Below are 19,607 nucleotides of genomic sequence, written 5' to 3'. Positions count from 1 at the left end.
GGGACCGGGTGCGGGGACGTACGTAACCGAGAGGCCCTCCGGGGCCTTCGGGATCAGCCCTTGAAGCGCGGGAACGCGCTGCGGCCGGCGTAGACGGCCGCGTCGTCGAGGATCTCCTCGATGCGCAGGAGCTGGTTGTACTTGGCGACGCGCTCGGAGCGGGCCGGGGCGCCGGTCTTGATCTGGCCGCAGTTGGTGGCGACGGCGAGGTCGGCGATGGTGACGTCCTCGGTCTCGCCGGAGCGGTGGGACATCATGCACTTGAAGCCGTTGCGCTGGGCCAGCTCGACGGCGTCCAGGGTCTCGGTCAGCGAACCGATCTGGTTGACCTTGACGAGCAGCGCGTTGGCGGCGCCGTCCTCGATGCCGCGGGCCAGGCGCTCCGGGTTGGTGACGAACAGGTCGTCGCCGACGATCTGGACCTTGGCGCCCAGCTTGTCGGTGAGGACCTTCCAGCCGGCCCAGTCGTCCTCGAACAGCGGGTCCTCGATGGAGACCAGCGGGTACGCGGCGACGAGCTCCTCGTAGTACTCGGTCATCTCGGCGGCCGAGCGGGTCTTGCCCTCGAACGCGTACGAGCCGTCCTTGTAGAACTCGGACGCGGCGACGTCGAGCGCGAGCGCGATGTCCTTGCCCGGGACGTAGCCGGCCTGCTTGATGGCCTCCAGGATGAGGTCGAGCGCCTCACGGTTGGAGTCCAGGTTCGGGGCGAAGCCGCCCTCGTCGCCGAGGCCGGTGGAGAGGCCCTTGGTCTTCAGGACGGACTTGAGGGTGTGGTAGACCTCCGTGCCCCAGCGCAGGGCCTCGGAGAAGGACTCCGCGCCGATCGGCGCGATCATGAACTCCTGGATGTCCACGTTGGAGTCGGCGTGCGAGCCGCCGTTCAGGATGTTCATCATCGGAACGGGCAGCAGGTGCGCGTTCGGGCCGCCGAGGTAGCGGAAGAGCGGGAGGTCGGAGGCCTCGGACGCGGCGTGCGCGACGGCGAGGGAGACGCCGAGGATGGCGTTGGCGCCGAGGGAGGCCTTGTTGTCCGTGGCGTCCAGGTCGAACATGGCCTGGTCGATGAGGCGCTGCTCGGTGGCGTCGTAGCCGACGAGCTCCGGGCCGATCTGCTCGATCACGGCGAGGACGGCCTTCTCGACGCCCTTGCCCTGGTAGCGGTTCTTGTCTCCGTCACGGAGCTCAATGGCCTCGAACGCACCGGTGGAGGCACCGGACGGAACGGCAGCACGGCCGGTGCTGCCGTCGTCGAGGCCGACCTCGACCTCGACCGTGGGGTTGCCTCGGGAGTCCAGGATTTCCCGGGCTACGACGACGTCGATGGACGGCACGAGCATCTCCTTCTGGGATGTGACGCTAGATGTGACGCTTGCGGTGCAGGGTCGCTTTGGCCTTGCGACAAGAGCCTAACCGGCTCCAGGGCTCCAGCCAGCCGGGCGCCCGCCCCCTGGGACGAAAAAGGACCCAAGGGCATGCATCTCGGGCCAAAGGGCCCCAGAACTACTCGGCGGTAACCGCGATGGGGCCGTTACGACAGTCCCCGGACAGCGCGGAACCCCGGCCCGGAGCGCACGGGGGAAGAAACGCTCCGGACCGGGGTGGTCACCGCGGGAGGGTCGTAGGACCCGCGTGAGCCGCCGGACTCACACGAGCCGTCGGGCTCACTTCAGGTGAAGCTGCTGGCCCGGGTAGATCAGGTCGGCGTCCTCGACGACGTCCTTGTTGAGCTCGAAGAGCTTCGCCCAGCCGCCCTTGACGTCGTGGGCGGCGGCGATGGTGCTCAGGGTGTCGCCGGAGACGACCTTGTACTCGCCGTCGCCCTTCTTGACCTTCTTGCCGGTCGGGGTGGTGACGGTCTTCTTCGACTCGGCCTTGGGCGCGGCCTTCGGGGCGGTCCGCTGCTCGCTGCGGGTCGTCGGCTGCTCGGCCTTGCGCTCCGGCTTCGGCGCGCTCTCCTCGACGGGAGCGGCACCGGGGGAGGCGGCCGAGAGGCCCACGCCACAGCTCGGCCAGGCGCCCTTGCCCTGACCGGCGAGGACCTTCTCGGCGATGGCGATCTGCTGCGACTTGGAGGCCTGGTCGGCGCTCGCGGCGTACGCGGTGCCACCGAAGGCGGCCCAGGTGGAGCTGGAGAACTGCAGGCCGCCGTAGTAGCCGTTGCCGGTGTTGATCGACCAGTTGCCGCCGGACTCGCACTGGGCGACCTTGTCCCACTCGGAGACGGTGGCGGCCGAGGCGGTGCCGGCGCCCATCAGAGGGGCGGCGACGGCGACGCCGGCGACACCGGCGAGAGCGACGGCACGGGTGGCCTTGGAGGGACGACGGTGTTTGCCCTTGGCGGAAAACAGCATGGAGATTCTCCTCACCGACGCCTACGAGGTGAGCTGTCGGGTTCGGGCCGATGTGAGTTGCCCGGCCGCGCGACCTAGCGCGCGGCTTCACCCCAAGCCGTTCCTTCGGCCGTCTGTCTCAACGGCCGGGGACGGCACTTACCTTGGGTCCCCCGCTCCTGCCTACGGCGCTTGACGCGACGACTGTTCCCATCGGCCGACGGCAGGATTCGGCGTTTCGGTCGACGGGGCCCGCGGTGGCGAGCGGTCACGACCGTAGACACAGACCCGGGGGAAGTTCAAAGACGTCCATGAGGGACAAAACGCCCCTACTTGCCTCGGGATGAAAGGTGTTTACGCAGGTGAGAGGTGACGGAAGGGGAGTTCGCGGACGAGACACGCCAGTTGAGGCGAAGAGACCCATGTCTCACTTGCGCAGAACCGGACATTCAGTCCCGAACCGCCCCTACTTCGCGTCCGTTTCCGCCGTCTTGTCCGCGGTCTTGTCCGCAGGGGTCCCGAGCGTCAGATCGAGGCTCTGGCCAGGGAGGATGAGGTCCGGGTCGGCGCCCACGGTCGAGCGGTTGGCGTCGTAGAGGGCGCCCCAGCCGCCGGGGAGTTCGTTGCGCTGGGCGATCTCGGTGAGGTTGTCGCCGGGCTTGACGGTGTATGCGCCGATAGTGTCGGTGATGCCCTGGGAGGGCGTTTTGCCCGTGTCGCCCTCGCTGCCCTTACTGCCCCGGTTCGCACGCTCCTCGGTGGAGCCGTCCGCTGTCGGCGTGTCAGACGGCGAGGCGTGACGCCCCGTTTCGCGACCCTTGTCCGTATTGCCCGTCTCCTCCGGTGCCGCGTCGCCCCGGTGCTTGCCGGTGCCCGGCGCGGACGGGGAGGTCGACGACTCGGGCGTCGTCGGCGTGGTGGAGGTCTCAGGCGTGGTGGAGGTCTCAGGGGTGGCCGTGGACGGCGTGGAGCCCTCGGTGGAGGGGGTGGAGGGGCCCTGGCCCTTCGAGGAGCCGTCCGGGAGGCCGGAGGTGCGGTTGGACTCGGGGCGCGGGCCGGTCGGCTCGGACGGCTTGACGGACGGGCCGGGGTCGACGTCGGGCTTGGCCCCGTCGTTGGTGAGGCCGGCGATCGGCGCGCAGGTGGCCCACTGGGTGTCACCCGCGGCAAGGGCCTTTTCGGCCACCGCGATCTGCTGGGCTCGGCTGGCGAGGTCCGCGCTCGTCGCGTACGCCAGTCCGCCGTGGCGCTCCCAGCTCTCCTGGGTGAACTGCAGTCCGCCGTAGAGCCCGTTGCCGAAGTGGGCGCTCCACTGGCCGCCCGAGGAGCACTCGGCGACCCGGTCCCAGGTGGCGGAGTCCGCGGCGGAGGCGGAGCCTGCCGCCAAGAGAGGCAACGCGAGGGCCGATCCCGTCACGCCTGCGGCGACAACGATGGCGGGGGCCTGGCGGGGTCTGCGGTGTCGTCCGTTCCCGGAGCGCATGCGGAGCTGCCTTTCGCGTGACTGCTGAGGTGACGGTGAACGTAGCGGCATTCGAACGCTAGTCACAAGTCGATGCAGCGGAGATCACGTAAAAGTCACAGTCTTGACGGACCGTCAGCTCCTAACCGGGGCAAACTCCACCGGAAGGGTGCGCAAGCCGCGCATGATGAGCCCGCCGCGCCACCGCAATTCGTCGGGATCGACGCCAAGTCGCAGGTCTGGAAGGCGAGTCAGGAGTGTCGCGAGGGCGATCTGCCCTTCGAGCCGGGCGAGTGGCGCGCCGATGCAGTAGTGGATGCCGTGCCCGTAGCCGAGGTGCTGGTTGTCGCGCCGGGACAGATCGAGCGTGTCGGGCGTGTCGAAGCGCGCCGGGTCGCGGTCGGCGGCGGCGAGCACGACGAGGACCGGGTCGCCCGCCGGGATCTCCTGGCCGCCGATCGTCAGCGGCTCCATGGCGTACCGCCAGGTCGCGAGCTCCACCGGACCGTCGTAGCGCAGCAGCTCCTCGACACCGGTTTCCAGGAGCTCCCGCTCCCCCGCGGCGAGCGAGGCCTGGAGCAGCTCACGCTGCCCAGGGTTACGAAGCAGGGCATACACCCCATTGCCGACCAGATTCACGGTCGTCTCGAAGCCGGCGAAGAGAAGGATGAAGGCCATGGCGGCGGCCTCGTTCTCGGTGAGGTGCTCGCCGTGGTCGGAGGCCTTGATGAGCCCCGAGATCAGGTCGTCGCCGGGGTCGAGCCGCTTGCGGTGGATCAGCTCCGCGAGATAGCCGCGCATCTTCTTGACCGAGCGCGCCACCCCGCCGCGCGGCCCTCCGCCGTGCCGGATCATCATCCCGGCCCAGTCCCGGAAGTCGTCCTGGTCCTCCTCGGGCACGCCGAGCAGGTCGCAGATCGCGTAGATGGGCAGCGGGAAGGCGAACTCGTGGATGAGGTCGGCCGAGCCCCGCGCCGCGAAGTTGTCGATGAGCCGGTCCGTCAGCTCCTGCACCCGGGGCGCGAACTCGGCGACCCGGCGCGGGGTGAACGCCTTGGAGACGAGCCGGCGCAGCCGGGTGTGGTCGGGCGGGTCGATGTTGAGCAGATGTGTCATCAGCTCGGCCTTGCGCTCGCCGGGGATCCCCGTCTTCCCCTTGGCGTGCGCGGGCTCGTCGTGGTGCGCCGGGTTCTTCGAGAGCCGCTGGTCGGCAAGCGCTTGCCGGGCGTCCGCGTACCGCGTCACCAGCCAGGCCTCGACCCCGCTGGGCAGCTTGGCCCGGTGCACGGGCGCGTGCTCGCGCAGCCAGGCGTAGGCGGGGTACGGGTCGGTCGCGAACTCCCAGGTGAAGAGCTCGGGGGCGGGGTTCTGGGCGGGGTTCTCGGCGGGGTTCTCGGCGGGGTTCTCGGCGGGGGGCGTGCTCACCCTGAGACGGTACCCGGGCCTTGACCGTACGGGCTGTCGGGCGCCCGGTCACCGAGATGTGATCGTCCTGTGAAGGGAGGTGGCCTAGATTCTCCCGCGTGGATGCCCAGTTGCTCAGAAGCACGTTCGCCGTCGTCGAGAGACGGGCCGAGCACGCCGTCGCGTTCTTCTACTCCCATCTGTTCTGGCACAACCCGGGCGTCCGTGAGCTCTTCCCCGAGGACCTGCGGGCCCAGCGCGACCGGCTCTTCGCCGCGCTCACCCATGTCGTGACCCACCTGGAGGACCCCGGACTGCCGGAGTACCTCGCCCATCTGGGCCGCGACCACCGCAAGTTCCTGGCCTCCCCCGCGCTCTACGCCGCCGTCGGCTCCAGCCTGACCGCCGCGTTCGCGCACGCCGCCGGGGCGGCCTGGAGTATCGAGGCGGAGAAGGCGTGGACGGAGGCGTACGGGCACGTGGCCGAGCTCATGATGCGGGGCGCCGAGCAGGCCGAGGCGGAGGGCGAGCCGGCCTGGTGGGACGCCGTGGTCGTCCGGCACGAGCGGCTCGACGAGGACCTGGCGGTGCTGACGCTGAAGCCGCGCAGGCCGTTCGCGTACCGGCCGGGGCAGTACGTCGGGGTCAGCTCGCTGCGGGTCCCCCGGGTGTGGCGGACGTACTCCCTGGCGAACGCGGCGCGGGCGGACGGGACGGTGGATCTGCACGTGAGCCGGATCCCGGGCGGGGCGATGAGCACGGCGCTCGTGGAGGCGGTACGGGAGGGGGAGCCGCTCCGGCTGAGCGCGCCGGGCGGCGCGCTGACGGCCCGGACGGCGCCGGACGTCCCGCGCACGTACATCGCGGCCGGGACGGGGTGGGCGCCGGTGAAGGCGCTCCTGGAGGAGGTGGCAGCGGGCCCGGAGGGGGTCGAGGGCCGGCTCTTCCTGGTGGCGCGGGCGAAGGGCTACCTGTACGGGAAGGGGGACGCGGAGCGCCTGCGGGAACGGATACCCGGCCTGAAGGTCACGTACATAGCCCCGGCGCCGGAACGTCCCCGGGAGCAGGCGACGGAGCGGCTGCTGCGGGCGCTGTACGCGTGCGGCAACTGGGGGGCGCACGACGTGTACGTGGCGGGCCCACCGGAGTTACTGGAGGAGACCCTCCCCGCCCTGACCGACCTGGGCGCCCCTCGAGTCCACCACGACCGCCTCCCGCCCCCGGGCGAGTCCCGCCCCCTGGGCACAGCGGAATGGTTCCTCTCCCGCCCGGAGCCTCAATGGCACAACCCAGCGGCCAGGTCGCCACGGTCACCGTGACCGCGGGGCGCGGGTCCGGGCTCATGAGCGGAACGCGCCCGCAGGGGCGCCGTCCCGTGTGCCCACCCTCCCCCAAGCTCTCGGCTTCGCTCGAGCAGGGGGGACCCCCATCGCCCCTGCGGGACGATTGCCCACACGGGGCGTGGGTGAGGCGGCGGCCGGCTACTGCCCCTCCGCCGCCAGGATCGTGTCCCTGTACGTGCGGGCCGCTGCGCGGAGGGCGGCCTCCGGGTCGACGCCCGTGGACTCCGCTTCCGCTGCCAGGGCCAGGAGTTCGTAGCCGATGCCCTCGCCCTTCGGGAGGGGGACGTCGAGGCCCGCCGTGCGGACGCGGCCCGCCAGCTTCGCGGCGAGGGCCAGGCCGGGCTGGCCGAGGGGGATGCCTTCGGTGACCGAGTCGCGCTGCTTCTCGATCGCCTTCGTCCGCAGCCAGTGCGCCTTGACCTCCTCCGGCGTCTCGGCCTTCGCGTCGCCGAAGACGTGCGGGTGCCGGTGGATCAGCTTCTCCACGATCCCGCCCGCGACGTCGTCCACGGAGAACGGCGCCTCCTCGTCCTCCTCCGCGATCCGCGCGTGGAAGACGACCTGGAGCAGCACGTCGCCGAGCTCCTCGCGCAGCTCGTCCCGGTCGCCGTCCTCGATCGCCTCGACGAGTTCGTACGCCTCCTCGATGCCGTACTTCGCGAGCCCCTTGTGCGACTGGCGCGAGGACCACGGGCACTCGCGCCTGATCCGGTCCATGACCTGCACCAGGTCCAGGAGGCGGGCGCCGGGCAGGTCGTACGAGCCGGGCAGCAGCTCCAGGTCGGGCATCGTGACGCGGCCCGAGCCGGCGAGGCGGGCGAGGCCGTCCGTCAGCGCCTGGTCGCCCTCGCCGCCGGGCAGGACCACCACGGTCCGGCCCCCGGCGCACGCGTCGACCAACTCCCGTGCCTCCGGGCGGGCGTGCTCGACGGCGACACCGGCCTCGCGGAGGTACGGCAGCTGCGGGTGGTGCTCGTCGGCGCACAGCACCCGGTCGGCGCCGTGCAGCGCCTGCCAGGCGGGCCAGGACAGCAGTCCGGGGGCCACGCGGTGGCTCGCGGTGAGAAGGATGACCCGGCCGGGGTCGGACGAGGCGGGTGTCGAGGGCGATTCGGCGTTCACCCTTCCGACCCTACGTCGCGCTACGCGCCCGTCTCCACGGCCGCCGGGTCCTGGCTGATCTGCCGCAGCCACGGCGCCGTGAACGTGCCCAGCTGGATCTTCGTGTCGTCCCACGCCCCGAAGCGCGGGTTCACGTCGATGTCGAGCTCCTTGGACGCGGCCGTGAAGATCCCGAGGAGCTTCTTCTGGCCCTCAGGCGTGTTCGCGATGCCCAGCTTCTCCGCGATCTTGTTCATCAGGACCGTGCGGCGCACGACCGAGTCGATCTGGTCGGGGGCGACGCCCTGCTGCTGGAGCAGCGTCGCGGCGAGCTGCTCCTCGCCGCCGCTCTGCTTCGCGAAGTCGTTCCGCGTCTGCTGGATCTCGCCGCGGGTCGCCGTGATCCCGTTGTCCTCGGCGACCTTGTCCACCACCCGGTCGAAGATCATCACGTTGAGCTTCTCGCGGCTGAGGTCGCCGGTGGCCTGGATCAGCTGCGCGGCCTGCGGGGACGCCTCCTGCGCGGTCCGTACGTCCCGTACCTCCGCCTGGAGGCTGGACACCTCGATCCGCTCACCACCGACGACGGCCGCCGCCCCTGGGTGGGGCTCACCGCCGCAGGCGGCGAGCAGCGGGGCCGCGGCGAGGAGCGCGGCGGAGACGGAGAGCGCGGTGCGGCGGTGCAAAGGAGCCTCCCGGCGTGGGTCGTGCGTCACGTGAACGACCTTGCGGTGATCGATGGTAGGCAGTCGCCGTGGCCGGGGCCACTACTTCGACGCGACTGTCTCGATCAACGACTCAACGGCTCAGGCGTTCGGGTGGCGGCGAGCCCTCCCGTGGCCCCGGCGCCCCCGGCGCTCCCCGCGGCCCTCGGGTGCGGCACGTCCGCGTTGGTCGCCTTCACCAGGAAGTGCGGCCGCCGCTTCACCTCGTAGTAGATGCGCCCGACGTACTCGCCCACGAGCCCCAGCATCACCATCTGAACGCCGGCGAGCGCCGTGACGATCACGAGGAGGGTGACGTAGCCGGGCGTGTCGACGCCGTTGAGGAGCGCGTCACCGACGATCCAGGCCGCGTACGCGAGCGCCACCGAGACCAGGACCAGGCCCAGATAGACGGCGGCCCGCAGCGGCTTGTTGTTGAAGGAGAGGAGACCGTCGAGCCCGTAGTTGAGGAGCTTTCCGAAGGTCCATTTCGAACGGCCCTCCTCGCGCACCGCATTCTCGTACTCGAATGTGGTGGTGCGGAATCCGACCCAGGCGAAAAGGCCCTTGGAGAAGCGGTTGTACTCGGTGAGTTCGAGGATCGCGTCGACGGTACGGCGCGAGAGCAGCCGGAAATCGCCGACACCGTCCACCAGCTCGACGTCGACGAGCCGGTTGATCGCCCAGTAGTAGGCGCGGGCGGTCAGTGTGCGGGTCACCCGGTCGCCCTTGCGGGTGCGCTTCGCGATGACCTGGTCGTACCCCTCGGCGTGGAGGGCCAGCATGCGGTGCACGAGCTCCGGCGGGTGCTGGAGGTCGGCGTCCATGATGACGACGGCGTCGCCCTCGGCGTGCTGGAGACCGGCCAGCATGGCGGCCTCCTTGCCGAAGTTGCGGCTGAAGGAGACGTAGCGGGCGCGCGGGTCGGACTGGGCGATCTCCTCCAGGAGGGGGAGGGTCCTGTCATGACTTCCGTCGTCGACGTAGACCAGCTCGAATTCCCCGTCGATGCGGGAGAGTTCCGAGGTCACATGGTCGTGAAAACGACCGATGATGTCCTCTTCGTTGAAACACGGGACCACGATCGAGAGCAGCACGAAGAACACCACAGCCCATGCGGATGACTCGTGCCGATTCGAAACATGACGGACAGGCGACCATTGAGTGAACTGGCCCCGCTGGATCGGTTTTTCGTGATCCGTACTGGCATATTCGCACCATCATGCCTGATCAGACGACACCGGCCACGATAAGCCGCACGACGGGCCTCGCCACCACACTCGCCACCGGCCGCGGCACCGGCCTCGCCGCCTCGCTCGCCGCCCTCCTCACCGCACTCGCGGTCTGCGTCGGGGACGCGGTCGCCCGCACCTTCCCCTTCGGGCCGGAGCGCAGGAGCGTCAACGACCTGGGCAACCAGTTCGTCCCGTACCACGCCCACCTCTGGGACCTGGTGCACGGGCGCGCGGACGGCGGGCTGCTGCTCAACTGGCAGTCCGGCTGGGGCAGCAGCTTCCTGCCCGACCTCGGCACATACCTGGGCAGCCCCTTCGCGCTGCTCGTCGCGCTCTTCCCGCGCGACGACATCGAGTACGCGGTCTATGCCGTCACGCTCCTGAAGATGGCCGCCGCCGCGGCCGCCATGACGCTGGCGCTGCTGCGGATGCGGAGCGGCGTGTGGTGGGCGGCGGGGGTGCTCGGCGCGTCGTACGCACTGTGCGGCTGGTCGGTCATCGAGGCGACGTACAACCCGATGTGGCTCGACGGTCTGATCGCCTTCCCGCTGCTGTGCCTGGTCGGCGAGTGGGTACGGCAGGGCCGCAGGCCGCTGCTCGGCCCGCTCGTCGTCGCGCTGTGCTGGGTCGGCAACTTCTACACCGCGTACATGGCGACGATCGGCGCCGCTCTCGTGCTCCTGGTCCGGCTCGCGGTCGTCCACGAGCTGCGGATCCGGGTGGTCCTGCGGGCGGTCGCGACGGTGCTGCTCGGCATCGGGCTCGCCGCGCCGATCCTCGTACCGGTGTTCCTCGGCTCCACGCGCGCGTACCCGGGCTGGACGAACCAGTTCCAGCCCGCCGGCTGGACGGACTTCCTCGCCCGGCTGCTGCCCGCGACGTACAGCTTCACCACCCCCGCGGCCTTCGTCGGCACGGGGACGCTGCTGCTCGCCGGCGGTCTGCTCTTCCACCGGAAGGTGCCGCGCCGAGAGCGCTTGCTGTGGGCCGGGTTCGCGGTCGCGGTCGCGCTGTCGATGCAGTGGGGGCCCACACACCTGGTGTGGCACGTCTTCTCCACGCCCAACGGAAGCCCGTACCGGCAGACGTTCGTCCTCTCCGGCGTCGTCGTCATCGCCGCGTGGACGGTCCTCTCCTACGGCTGGCCCGGGCGGCGCGCGCTGCTCGGCGGCGTCGGCGTGGTGGCGGTCGCCGGCGCGGCCGCGGTCCCCAGCGACCTGATCACGGGCTGGTCGTACCCGCTGTTCGCGCTCGGTGTCGCGGGCGCCTGCGGCGGTCTGTGGCTGGCCCGGCGCGGGAAGCTCCCGGTCGTGGCCGCCGCGCTGCTCGCGGGCGCGCTCGTCGGGCAGGCGGCCGCCACGACGGCGTACGCGGACCGGGAGCGGCTCGGCAGGCTCGACGACTACCCGGCCTGGGGCGCCGAGCAGGACCGGCGCACGGCCGCGCTCGGCGAGGCCGACGGCTGGCCCGCGTACCGCACCGACTCCGGCCGGGAGCAGATCACCGGCAACGAGCCGATGCTCTTCGGCGGCCAGGGCTCCGCGTACTACAGCAGCCACACGCCGTCGGTGCTCACGACGACGCTCGCCTCGCTCGGCGGCGGCTGGACCTCGCGCGGGCGGAACCTGCAGAGCCTGGACAACCCGGTGACGGACGCGCTGTTCGGCGTCGGCGCGCGCTGGCGGGGCGACCGGGTCGTACGGACGGACGCGGACGCGCTGCTGCCGCTGGTGACGGTCCGCCCGGAGGGCGCGCCGAAGCCCCGGTACGGGGCCTCTCCGTTCCGCAACCAGGAGCAGCTGCTCGGCTCGTCGGTGTACACGCTCCCGGCGAAGGGGGCGGCCTGCCCGGTCGGCAGCGAGGTCTTCCTCTGGGCGCCCGACTTCCGGGGCAAGGCCCGGATCGGCGCGGACGGCAAGGTCGTGAAGATGACCGGCGAGCTGCCGAAGCGGCGGGCCGCGCTGACCTCCCTGGGCGTCCAGCAGGAGGCGGGCGCGCTCGTCTCCCTGAAGGGCCAGCGCGCCAAGAAGTACGAGGTCGGCTGCCTGGACCGGGACCGTCTCGCGGCGGCCGTCGCGGGCCTGAAGGCCTCGGCCCCGGAATCGGTCGAGGTCACCGACAGCGGCATCCGCGCGCGGCTGCGGCCGGGCACGAAGGGCACGGTCGTGATCGCCGCCCCGAGGATCGCCGGCTGGACCTGCGAGGGGCGGCCCGCGGAGGCGTACGGCGGCCTGGTGGCGGTCCGGGCGGACGGCTCGCGCGCCACGGTGAGCTGCGACTTCCGCACGCCGGGCCTGCGGGCCGGGCTCGGCGCGGGCGCGGTCGCGTTCGTCCTGCTGTGGGGCTGGCTGCTGTGGCTGGGCCGGCGGGGCCACCGCCGCCCGTCCCCTGAGTCCCCTGAGTCCCCGGAGTCCCCGGCGCCGCTCGCGGAGAGCGGGATCGGACGGGACGCGCTCGCGCGCACGTCCTGACGGGTACGGGCAAGGGGTACGGACATGGGTCGGGCCGGGCTGTGAAGACAGCCCGGCCCGACCCACGTAAAGGCCGCCGTACGCGCTACGGAACCTGGTCCGGCGCGGACTGGGCCGGAATGCGACCCCCGTCGCCGTCCTTCTTCGACCGCGCCTTCGTCCACATGTCCCGCAGGCTCTCCAGCATCGACGCGAGGAAGATGACCGCGCCGCCGAAGATCTGCGACAGGCTCAGCGACTCGCGGTTGACGAGCCCGAAGAGGCTCGCGAACACGAGGTCGAGGTTGAAGATGACCGACGTGCGCGCGCTGCCGACGCGCCGCTGGAAGCGGGTCTGGAGGTAGATCGCCAGGGCCGTCGACATGACGCCCATGAAGACGATCGCGATCCACACCTTGGTCTCGGTGAGCGGCGCGAGGTCCCGCTGGAACGGGAAGTACAGCAGGGCGAGCGTGCCGAACAGGACCTGGAAGAAGCCCAGGGCCAGCCGGTCGACCTGCCCGGACTCGGGCTCGGACGTCAGCTTCCCGATGATCGAGATGGTCATCGCGATGGCGAACGCGGCGAGCCCGCCCCACAGATACCCGACGGAGATGTCGTCGAGGTCGGGCCCGAGCACGATGAAGGCGCCCACGACACCGACGACGACCGAGGCGAGGTCCACCTTCGAGGGCCACCCCTGGCCGAGCGCGGCCGAGACGAAGGGGATGAAGACGATGCACATCGTCACGCAGAACGCCGTGCTGGCCGACGACAGATAGTGCAGCGCGTAGCTCTGGCTGACGATGTTGAGCGCGCTGAACAGGCCGAGCACGAGCCCGCCGAGCACCGCCTTGCGGCTGGCGCGCAGCGCGACCGGGAGGGCGAACGGCAGCAGCGCCAGCGTCGCGACGAGCGAGCGGGCGAACGCGTACAGACCGGGGTCGACCACCGCCACGGCGTTGTGCGTCAGCGGAAAGCCGATGCCCCAGATCAGCGGGATCGCGAAGATCGCCAGCAGTGCGACGCGGTCGCGCCCCTTCTCGGCCTTGCTGTCGTCCAGAGGAGCGGCACGCTCATCGGTAGTCGACGTATCCATAGAACTTCCCCGGCTCGTAGTTCCACGTCACGGTCCGCTGCGTGTCGCCGAGCAGCATCTCGGCACGGCGCAGGTCACGCGAGACCAACAGGCGCTGCAACCAGCGGTCGGTCCCGTCGTAGCGTGCCTTGAACGCCGTTCTGCCGTGGACGGTTTTGAGATTGTCGAGCAGCAGGGTCTCTCCGGGCCCGAGGTCGACCGCGTACATGTTCTCGTGCAGGATCACGCGCAGCCGGTCGAGGGCCGCCTGGGCGGTGGGGTTCGTACCGGCGATGTACTCGTCGTCGTACGCGATCATCGGCGAGGCCGGGTCGCCGAACAGGACACGGATCGCGGGGCCGTTGCCGCGCTCGGCGTCGCTGTTGCCGAAGTTGTAGTCGACGCTCGTACGGAACTGGAACTCGGAGAGCGTGGCGATGTCCTCCGCGCTGAGCAGCGGAAGGATCTCGTCCGCCCCGATCACGAGGGTCTTGGCGACCCCGGCCGGGTCGCGGCGGAGCCCGCTCAGCATCAGGTAGTCGGGCTGGACCGGGTGGTAGATGTTCTCGTTGTGCAGGTCGAGGATGACGGCCGAGCTGTCCGAGGAGATGTTGGACTCGTTGTGCTTGGCCGGGCGCACGTTGTGGATGATCGCGCCGTTGCGCTCCTGGCTGTAGCTGAAGGGCTCGCCGAGCAGCTTGCCGAGCATGATCAGCGTGAACTCGCTGTAGTACGTGCCCTTGCCGTTCTCGATGTCGTCCGTGGACTCCGTGGTGGGCATCAGGTCCGGGTCGATCGCGCCGTTGCGTATGAGCAGGCGTCCGCCGGGGCCGCCCTTGCGCTTGAAGTCGAGCAGCGCGCGGACGTCGTCGTGCTCCAGGGTGGCGAGCGCCTCCTCGGCGTGCGCGGCGGTGCGCTCGAACTCCCGGTAGGGGTTGGCGCGGGCGGCGTGGTGCCGGATCGCGTCCGACCAGGAGGAGATGTCGACGGTCGGCATGGGGATGTGGGTGGTGGTACGGGTCACAGGGCTGCCCTCGCAGTCTCGCCGCCGTCGACGATGTAGTGCTGACCGGTCATGAAACGTGCCTCGTCGGAGGCGAGGTAGACGAGGAAGCCGCCGATCTCGGAGGGGTCGGCGTGCCGGCCGAGCGGGATGTTGGCGTTGACCTCGTCGAGCATCGCGTCGGTGTACTCGGCCCGCTGCATGGGCGTGAGGACGGCTCCGGGCGCGAGCGCGAGGACCCGGATCTTCGGCGCGAGTTCGACGGCCATCGTGCGCGAAAGGGCGAGGATGCCGGCCTTGGAGGCGTTGTAGTCCGCGTAGTGCGGGAACGCGGCGAGGCCGTTGATCGAGGACATGTTGACGATCACGCCCTCGTCCATGCGCCGGACGGCCTCGCTCGCGACGTAGAAGACCCCGTTGAGGTTGGTGTCGACCACGGCGCGCCACTGCGCGGGCGTGATGGAGCGGAAGCTCTCGTGGCGGACGCTGACCCCGGCGTTGTTGATCAGCACGTCGAGGCGCGGGAAGGTCTTCTCCAGTTCCTGGAACGCCTCCGCCACGGCGACGTCGTCGGAGACGTCCACGGTGATCGCCACGGCGATCTCCGGAATGGCCGCCACCGTTTCGTCGATCGCGCGCTTGTCACGGTCGAAGATCGCGACGCGTGCGCCCTCTTCGACGAACCGCCTGACGGTGGCCTGGCCGATTCCGCTCGCCCCGCCGGTGACCAGCACTCTTTTTCCGCTGATGCCCTGCATGAAGAAACTCCCCTGAGTGCCGGTCACAGCTGCTCGAAGACGTTGCGGTCCGGAATCTCGAAATCCACGGGCCATTTTCCGGAGTCGACGCGCTCCTTGATGTACGGGAAGTCGCGGTAGAGCTGGCCGAGGAGGTGGTGGCCCACGACGATCCGCTCGTCGCTCTCCCCGAATTGCGGCAGAACGCTCAGTTCGGTCTCGAAGTCGAGATTCATGAAGAAGGGGAAGCTGTAGCGCTCTTCGCCGGTCGTGACGACCCGGTGCAGGAGCGACTTCACTTTCCCGCCGGTGATGAACTGGAGCATGTCGCCGCCCATGACGAGCAGCATGTTCTTGAAGACGGGCATGCTGCGCCAGGTGTCGGTGGCGCGGTCGTACGCCAGCAGGCCGGGCGAGGTCTGGTGGATGAGCGTGAAGAGCTCGTAGTCCGTGTGCGCGCCCATGGACGTGTCGCCGCTGTTCACGAGCACGTCGTTGGCGACGTAGTGGATCAGGCGCAGCTGGGAGGCGGGCCGGGTGATCCAGGGGTCGAAGTGGTCCTCGCCCTGCCCGACGCCCTGGGCGATGAGCCGCAGGATCTGGCGGGAGATGGCGAAGTTGGCCGCGTAGTACGCCTCGGCGGTCTCGGCCATGCCGGCGATGTGCGAGGGGTACCGGTTCGGTCCGACGAGTTCGAAGCCGAGGCTGCTGCTCGGCGGCAGCGGCTCGGCGTCGTAGCCGATGTCGAAGGCCTCGTAGGTCCGGATGGATTCATCGCCGTAGGTGCCCTGTTCGGTGACGGGGACATAGCCGCGGTGATGATCGGAATCGCCGATGTAGAACTCCAGCTTCGACTCCGTCGAGGAGTCGAAGAAGCTCTTCGAGACGTCTTGCAGCGACTTGAAGAGAAGCGGAGAGATGACCTGGTCGAGGTCGGAGAGATAGAAGTAGCCGGTGTCAGCGAGCGCTTCGAGGATGTGTGCGGGTGTCACATCCCCTGAAAGGATTTCGTCATAGCTGATGACCGGAATGGAGTGAATAGCCATGTATGGGCTCCCCCGAGCTCCATGCTTTCGGACAGATCTTGCCGACCGAGAGTTTGGTGAGCCCGGAATGGAACGTCAATCTTCCACTTGTGGACGTACACGACGCAATATTTGAGCGCCGAACAATGAGGCCCGCTTTGTTGGCCTTTTGACCGCTGTCGACCTCGCGGAATTGGCCAGTCTGGCCGTAACCCATCCCTTTGAATGTGACTGCGATCACATGCCGAAGTCCGTTTGGTTACCGCGGGGTTACTCCGACACGAGCCGCCAGCGGACCTCGCCATCGAGCCACACATCGGTGGGCGCGAGCCCGACGGCGGCCGCGACGGCGGCGGACGCGGTGTGGTCGGGGTGGATGTGGGCGAGGACCGCCCCCACACGCGCGTGCCCCGTCAGCCACGCCACAAGCCCCCGCACGGCCTCGCGCGCGATCCCCCGCCCCTGCCACGGCACCCCGACGACCCAGGCGACCTCGGCCTCCGCCTCCGCGTCCTGGACGGTGGCCTGCACGGTCCCGACGAGACTCCCGGAGGCCCGCTCCCTGACGACCCAGTTGCACCAGGAGACCCCGGGCTCGGGCGACCCGGCGGTCTGCCGCTCGTACCGCGCCCGGAGCGCCGGCAGGGTGGGCGGCTCGCCTCCGATGAAGGAGTACAGGTCAGGGTCGCCGAGCACCCCGGCCATCTCCTCGGCGTGCGCGACGGCGAGGGGGTGGAGGGTGAGGCGGGCCGTCTCGATGGCCTCGGTCCGAATCATGGTCACGGGGCCAAGCATGACCGGTCGCGTGACCAAGGACACCCGTTCTTTGCTTGTGGGAATCCTGTGGGGCGCCTGTACGGTCCCTGAGTCGCATCGTTCGAGGGAAGGCTCCGTCATGCCCGGCATCAGGCGAGCCAGCAGCAAAGAGCTGGGCGCACGCCTCTTCGCGCTGGACGGAATACGGATCACAGCGGCGCTGGTCGTCGTGCTCTACCACTACATAGGGCTCAGCTCGGCGTGGGAGACGAACACGTCCGAGCTGTTCCCCGCGCTCCGGCCCTTCGCGCTCTTCGGCTGGCTCGGCGTCGAGATCTTCTTCATCGTCAGCGGATTCGTCATCTGCATGAGCGTGTGGGGCCGTACGGTCGGCGACTTCGCCGTCTCCCGGGTGTCCCGGCTGTTCCCCGCGTACTGGGCCGGCATCGTGCTCACCGCGCTCGTCCTGTGGTTCCTGCCCGAGGTGGAGGAACTGCGACAGATGGAGCAGTGGAGCGACATCCTGGTCAATCTGACCATGATGCAGGGCGGCCTGGGCGTCGGGCACGTGGACCACTCGTACTGGACGCTGTTCGTGGAGCTCAAGTTCTACGCGCTCTTCGCGATCGTCGTGCTCTGCGGTGTCACATATCGCAATTGCATACTGTTCTGCGGAGTCTGGACGCTGGCCGCGGTCGCCGCGCCGACCACCGGCTTCCGGCTCCTCCAGTTCCTCGCGATGCCGCAGTACGCGCCCTACTTCATCGCCGGCATCGCCTTCTACCTGATGCACCGCTACCGGCCCACCATGCTCCTTTGGGCCATCGTCGGCGTCCAGTTCCTCCTCGCCCAGCACTACGTCCGCGGGCGCATGAACGTGAACCTCGGCCAGAATCTCTCCGAGCAGCTGCCCACCTGGCCCGCACGCCTGGTCATCACGGCCGGCTTCCTCGCGATCGCCGCCGTGGCACTCGGGTACCTGAACCGGATCCAGTGGCGCTGGCTGAAGACCGCCGGAGCGATCACGTACCCGCTCTACATCATCCACATGGCCATCGGCATCACCCTGATCCACCACTTCCGCGACCGCGTCCCGCCCGTTCCGCTCGTCGTGTCCGTGACGGCCGCGATGCTGGTCCTGGCCTGGCTGATCCACCTCTGCGTGGAACGCCCGCTGTCGAAGCGCCTGCGGGTGGGGATGCGGCGCGGCATCGAGGAGATCCGCCGCAACACACCGGCCCCGGCGTCCGACTCCGGTTCCGTCGCGGCCCCGGTCGCGGCCGGGCCCCTGGGCGAGCGTCACGTGCGCGAGCCGGTCCTGTCGTCCTTCAAGCCGTGACGTGACTCAAGCCGTGACCCTCAAGCCGTGGCGTGGTCCTGCCACAGGTGACGGCGGAGGAGGACGTTCGCGTCCGTCTCGGCGCTCCCGTCGAAGCGGGCGCGGGCCTGGCTCCGCTGGAGAGCCAGCGCGGCGCAGTCCTCGCAGTCGGGGACGGGCGTCGGCGGTCGGTCCGGGTCGACGGTACGGGTACGGGTGTACGTCCGGGCATTGACCGCCCGCACGCCCGCGCTCAGCCGCTCCTCCGGGGTGGCCGGCCGGAGGAGCGCCGGATCGGCCTGCCATTCCCGGCCACCACCGATGGGCCGGAGCATGGCGTACGGGCCCATGCTGCCGCGGAACTCCCCTACCACACAAGCCACTTTGTCGTACATGAAAGCGCCGCACTCCATGGATTCCCGCCCTCCTCGTGAATTACCCTCTGTGATCCGGGCACTACGAGAATGGACCCCGGACCGAGGAACGATGAGCGCTGCAGGGCCGTACTTCCCCACGTCGCGCGGGTAGTTCCACATCTTCCACAAGGGAGCGCGTGATGCCGGCGAGACGGGTGGTGACTGGCCGCAGCCAAGAACCGCGCAAGCGGTTCGCGGAGGAGCTGCGCAAGCTGAGGACCGAACGCGGCGAGAGCCTGCGGCGGCTGGGCGAGGTGGTGGGCTGGGACTGGTCCCTGTTCTCCAAGATGGAGAAGGGCGAGACGCTCGGCGGCCCGGAGGTGGTCCAGGCCCTGGACACGTATTACGGGACGTCGGGGATGTTGTTGGTGCTGTGGGAGCTGGCGCTCGGGGACACTACGGAGTTCCGGGAGAAGTACCGCGAGTACATGGCGCTGGAGGCCGAGGCGGTCAGCATCTGGCACTACGCGGTCTGCCTGCTGCCGGGGCTACTCCAGACCAAGGCCTATGCTCGCGCGCTGATGGAGACGGGTCTCCACGAGGGCGGCGAGCTGACCCGCCAGGTCGAGGCGCGTATGAGGCGCCAAGAGCTGATCACCGGGCCCAACGCCGTCAACTTCCGCTCGGTCATGCTGGAGACAGTGCTGCGCACGCCCCTGCCGGATCGCGCCGAATGGCAGGAGCAGTTGGAGCATCTCCTCACGATGGGCGACCGTCGGAATGTCACGATTCAGGTGGTACCGCACTCTGCCGGCCTGCACGCCATGAACAACACCCACACGAGCTTCCTGCGACTGCCCGACGGCCGTGTGGTCGCCTGGGTGGAGACAGGCTTCTCGGGTAGCCGGATCGACGCCACGGCCGATGTCGACCTCCTGCAGCATCGCTACGATCGAGTCCGCGATCTGGCCCTTTCCCCGGCGGATTCACGGAAGTTCATCATGCGGACGTTGGAGGAAGCACAGTGCGAGCCGTTGACCTGAGCACCGTCACGTGGCGCAAGAGTTCCTACAGCAACGCTGAAGGCGGCGAGTGCCTCGAAGTCGCCGATGCCCTCCCCCACGTCGTCCCCGTCCGGGACAGCAAGAACCCCGCCGGCCCCGCCCTCGTCTTCGAGGCCGGGGCCTGGGCCGCCTTCGTGGCCGCCCTCAGGGCAGCAGGGTGAGCACTTCCGTGTGCGGCGGCTGAATTCGATCACTCACGTGGATGAGTACGCGTACTCAAGCGGGGCGAGCGGTGATC

At 69.8% G+C, this 19,607-nt stretch carries 18 protein-coding genes and 1 riboswitch; of the genes, 5 read left to right on the top strand and 13 right to left on the bottom strand.

Annotated features, from left to right (window positions below; translation table 11 throughout):
• Positions 1-53 precede the first annotated feature (53 nt).
• The 4 genes from eno to ACWCO8_RS25495 all read right to left on the bottom strand — a co-directional run bounded on the left by eno (position 54) and on the right by ACWCO8_RS25495 (position 5,220).
• Positions 54-1,340: a phosphopyruvate hydratase gene (gene eno / locus ACWCO8_RS25510; RefSeq protein ID WP_362014853.1), complete on the bottom strand. Its 1,287-nt coding sequence runs from the start codon at positions 1,338-1,340 to the stop codon at positions 54-56.
• A 324-nt stretch (positions 1,341-1,664) separates the two neighbouring features.
• Positions 1,665-2,354 (bottom strand): transglycosylase family protein, encoded by a 690-nt coding sequence (locus ACWCO8_RS25505; protein ID WP_362014851.1) that lies wholly within the window; start codon positions 2,352-2,354, stop codon positions 1,665-1,667.
• A 3-nt stretch (positions 2,355-2,357) separates the two neighbouring features.
• Positions 2,358-2,534: riboswitch (cyclic di-AMP (ydaO/yuaA leader) on the bottom strand.
• Positions 2,535-2,799: 265 nt separating this feature from the next.
• On the bottom strand, positions 2,800-3,816 hold the full coding sequence (locus tag ACWCO8_RS25500; protein ID WP_451034208.1) for a LysM peptidoglycan-binding domain-containing protein: 1,017 nt from the start codon (positions 3,814-3,816) through the stop codon (positions 2,800-2,802).
• A 114-nt stretch (positions 3,817-3,930) separates the two neighbouring features.
• Positions 3,931-5,220, bottom strand: coding sequence for a cytochrome P450 family protein (locus ACWCO8_RS25495; protein WP_451034207.1), 1,290 nt, complete (start codon positions 5,218-5,220; stop codon positions 3,931-3,933).
• 98 nt (positions 5,221-5,318) lie between these two features.
• Here ACWCO8_RS25495 and ACWCO8_RS25490 point away from each other — a divergent pair, with 98 nt between their 5' ends.
• Positions 5,319-6,518: a globin domain-containing protein gene (locus ACWCO8_RS25490; RefSeq protein WP_451034206.1), complete on the top strand. Its 1,200-nt coding sequence runs from the start codon at positions 5,319-5,321 to the stop codon at positions 6,516-6,518.
• A gap of 162 nt (positions 6,519-6,680) precedes the next feature.
• Here ACWCO8_RS25490 and ACWCO8_RS25485 read toward each other — a convergent pair whose 3' ends face one another.
• The 3 genes from ACWCO8_RS25485 to ACWCO8_RS25475 all read right to left on the bottom strand — a co-directional run bounded on the left by ACWCO8_RS25485 (position 6,681) and on the right by ACWCO8_RS25475 (position 9,444).
• Complete coding sequence (locus ACWCO8_RS25485) at positions 6,681-7,664, bottom strand: nucleoside triphosphate pyrophosphohydrolase (protein WP_451034205.1); 984 nt, start codon at positions 7,662-7,664, stop codon at positions 6,681-6,683.
• Between the two features lie 20 nt (positions 7,665-7,684).
• A complete protein-coding gene (locus ACWCO8_RS25480) occupies positions 7,685-8,329 on the bottom strand; it encodes a SurA N-terminal domain-containing protein (protein WP_362015047.1) in 645 nt (214 codons plus the stop codon).
• Positions 8,330-8,433: 104 nt separating this feature from the next.
• A complete protein-coding gene (locus ACWCO8_RS25475) occupies positions 8,434-9,444 on the bottom strand; it encodes a glycosyltransferase family 2 protein (protein WP_451034204.1) in 1,011 nt (336 codons plus the stop codon).
• Positions 9,445-9,569: 125 nt separating this feature from the next.
• Between ACWCO8_RS25475 and ACWCO8_RS25470 the strand changes: the two genes are divergently transcribed.
• Entirely contained in the window at positions 9,570-12,053 is a 2,484-nt protein-coding gene (locus tag ACWCO8_RS25470) for a YfhO family protein (protein WP_451034203.1), read from the top strand.
• An 85-nt stretch (positions 12,054-12,138) separates the two neighbouring features.
• On the opposite strand, the gene ACWCO8_RS25465 is transcribed toward ACWCO8_RS25470, so the two are convergent.
• The 5 genes from ACWCO8_RS25465 to ACWCO8_RS25445 form a co-directional block, all read right to left on the bottom strand.
• Positions 12,139-13,131 carry a DMT family transporter gene (locus ACWCO8_RS25465; protein WP_362014837.1) on the bottom strand — a complete coding sequence of 331 codons (993 nt, stop codon included), beginning with the start codon at positions 13,129-13,131 and terminating at the stop codon, positions 12,139-12,141.
• Positions 13,109-14,134, bottom strand: a complete 1,026-nt coding sequence (locus tag ACWCO8_RS25460) for a TauD/TfdA family dioxygenase (protein WP_451034202.1) — start codon at positions 14,132-14,134, stop codon at positions 13,109-13,111. Before ACWCO8_RS25460 ends, ACWCO8_RS25465 begins: the two co-directional genes overlap by 23 nt.
• Positions 14,131-14,871 carry an SDR family NAD(P)-dependent oxidoreductase gene (locus ACWCO8_RS25455; protein ID WP_451034201.1) on the bottom strand — a complete coding sequence of 247 codons (741 nt, stop codon included), beginning with the start codon at positions 14,869-14,871 and terminating at the stop codon, positions 14,131-14,133. The genes ACWCO8_RS25460 and ACWCO8_RS25455 overlap by 4 nt, the downstream gene beginning before the upstream one ends.
• Before the next feature lie 23 nt (positions 14,872-14,894).
• Positions 14,895-15,896, bottom strand: coding sequence for an isopenicillin N synthase family dioxygenase (locus ACWCO8_RS25450; protein ID WP_451034200.1), 1,002 nt, complete (start codon positions 15,894-15,896; stop codon positions 14,895-14,897).
• 249 nt (positions 15,897-16,145) lie between these two features.
• Positions 16,146-16,652 carry a GNAT family N-acetyltransferase gene (locus ACWCO8_RS25445; protein ID WP_451034272.1) on the bottom strand — a complete coding sequence of 169 codons (507 nt, stop codon included), beginning with the start codon at positions 16,650-16,652 and terminating at the stop codon, positions 16,146-16,148.
• A gap of 118 nt (positions 16,653-16,770) precedes the next feature.
• Between ACWCO8_RS25445 and ACWCO8_RS25440 the strand changes: the two genes are divergently transcribed.
• Positions 16,771-17,970, top strand: coding sequence for an acyltransferase family protein (locus tag ACWCO8_RS25440; RefSeq protein WP_451034199.1), 1,200 nt, complete (start codon positions 16,771-16,773; stop codon positions 17,968-17,970).
• A 20-nt stretch (positions 17,971-17,990) separates the two neighbouring features.
• On the opposite strand, the gene ACWCO8_RS25435 is transcribed toward ACWCO8_RS25440, so the two are convergent.
• A complete protein-coding gene (locus ACWCO8_RS25435) occupies positions 17,991-18,362 on the bottom strand; it encodes a hypothetical protein (protein ID WP_451034198.1) in 372 nt (123 codons plus the stop codon).
• Positions 18,363-18,505: 143 nt separating this feature from the next.
• Between ACWCO8_RS25435 and ACWCO8_RS25430 the strand changes: the two genes are divergently transcribed.
• The gene (locus tag ACWCO8_RS25430; RefSeq protein ID WP_451034197.1) at positions 18,506-19,348 is read left to right on the top strand and encodes a helix-turn-helix domain-containing protein; all 843 of its coding nucleotides are present in this window, start codon (positions 18,506-18,508) and stop codon (positions 19,346-19,348) included.
• A complete protein-coding gene (locus ACWCO8_RS25425; RefSeq protein WP_451034196.1) occupies positions 19,330-19,530 on the top strand; it encodes a DUF397 domain-containing protein in 201 nt (66 codons plus the stop codon). The genes ACWCO8_RS25430 and ACWCO8_RS25425 overlap by 19 nt, the downstream gene beginning before the upstream one ends.
• The last annotated feature ends 77 nt before the right edge of the window (positions 19,531-19,607 follow it).

The sequence above is a fragment of the Streptomyces sp. NPDC001927 genome (assembly GCF_053594455.1).
The sequence above is the reverse complement of the archived record's forward strand: the minus strand, read 5'-3'. Positions and strand labels throughout refer to the sequence as shown.

Excerpts from the sequence above, each read along its gene's own strand:
- ACWCO8_RS25430 (WP_451034197.1), top strand. The coding sequence starts at position 18,506 with ATGCCGGCGAGACGGGTGGTGACTGGCCGCAGCCAAGAACCGCGCAAG.
- ACWCO8_RS25465 (WP_362014837.1), bottom strand. The coding sequence starts at position 13,131 with ATGGATACGTCGACTACCGATGAGCGTGCCGCTCCTCTGGACGACAGC.
- ACWCO8_RS25445 (WP_451034272.1), bottom strand. The coding sequence starts at position 16,652 with ATGATTCGGACCGAGGCCATCGAGACGGCCCGCCTCACCCTCCACCCC.
- ACWCO8_RS25470 (WP_451034203.1), top strand. The coding sequence starts at position 9,570 with ATGCCTGATCAGACGACACCGGCCACGATAAGCCGCACGACGGGCCTC.
- ACWCO8_RS25455 (WP_451034201.1), bottom strand. The coding sequence starts at position 14,871 with ATGCAGGGCATCAGCGGAAAAAGAGTGCTGGTCACCGGCGGGGCGAGC.
- ACWCO8_RS25500 (WP_451034208.1), bottom strand. The coding sequence starts at position 3,816 with ATGCGCTCCGGGAACGGACGACACCGCAGACCCCGCCAGGCCCCCGCC.
- ACWCO8_RS25505 (WP_362014851.1), bottom strand. The coding sequence starts at position 2,354 with ATGCTGTTTTCCGCCAAGGGCAAACACCGTCGTCCCTCCAAGGCCACC.
- eno (WP_362014853.1), bottom strand. The coding sequence starts at position 1,340 with ATGCTCGTGCCGTCCATCGACGTCGTCGTAGCCCGGGAAATCCTGGAC.
- ACWCO8_RS25435 (WP_451034198.1), bottom strand. The coding sequence starts at position 18,362 with ATGGAGTGCGGCGCTTTCATGTACGACAAAGTGGCTTGTGTGGTAGGG.
- ACWCO8_RS25440 (WP_451034199.1), top strand. The coding sequence starts at position 16,771 with ATGCCCGGCATCAGGCGAGCCAGCAGCAAAGAGCTGGGCGCACGCCTC.
- ACWCO8_RS25450 (WP_451034200.1), bottom strand. The coding sequence starts at position 15,896 with ATGGCTATTCACTCCATTCCGGTCATCAGCTATGACGAAATCCTTTCA.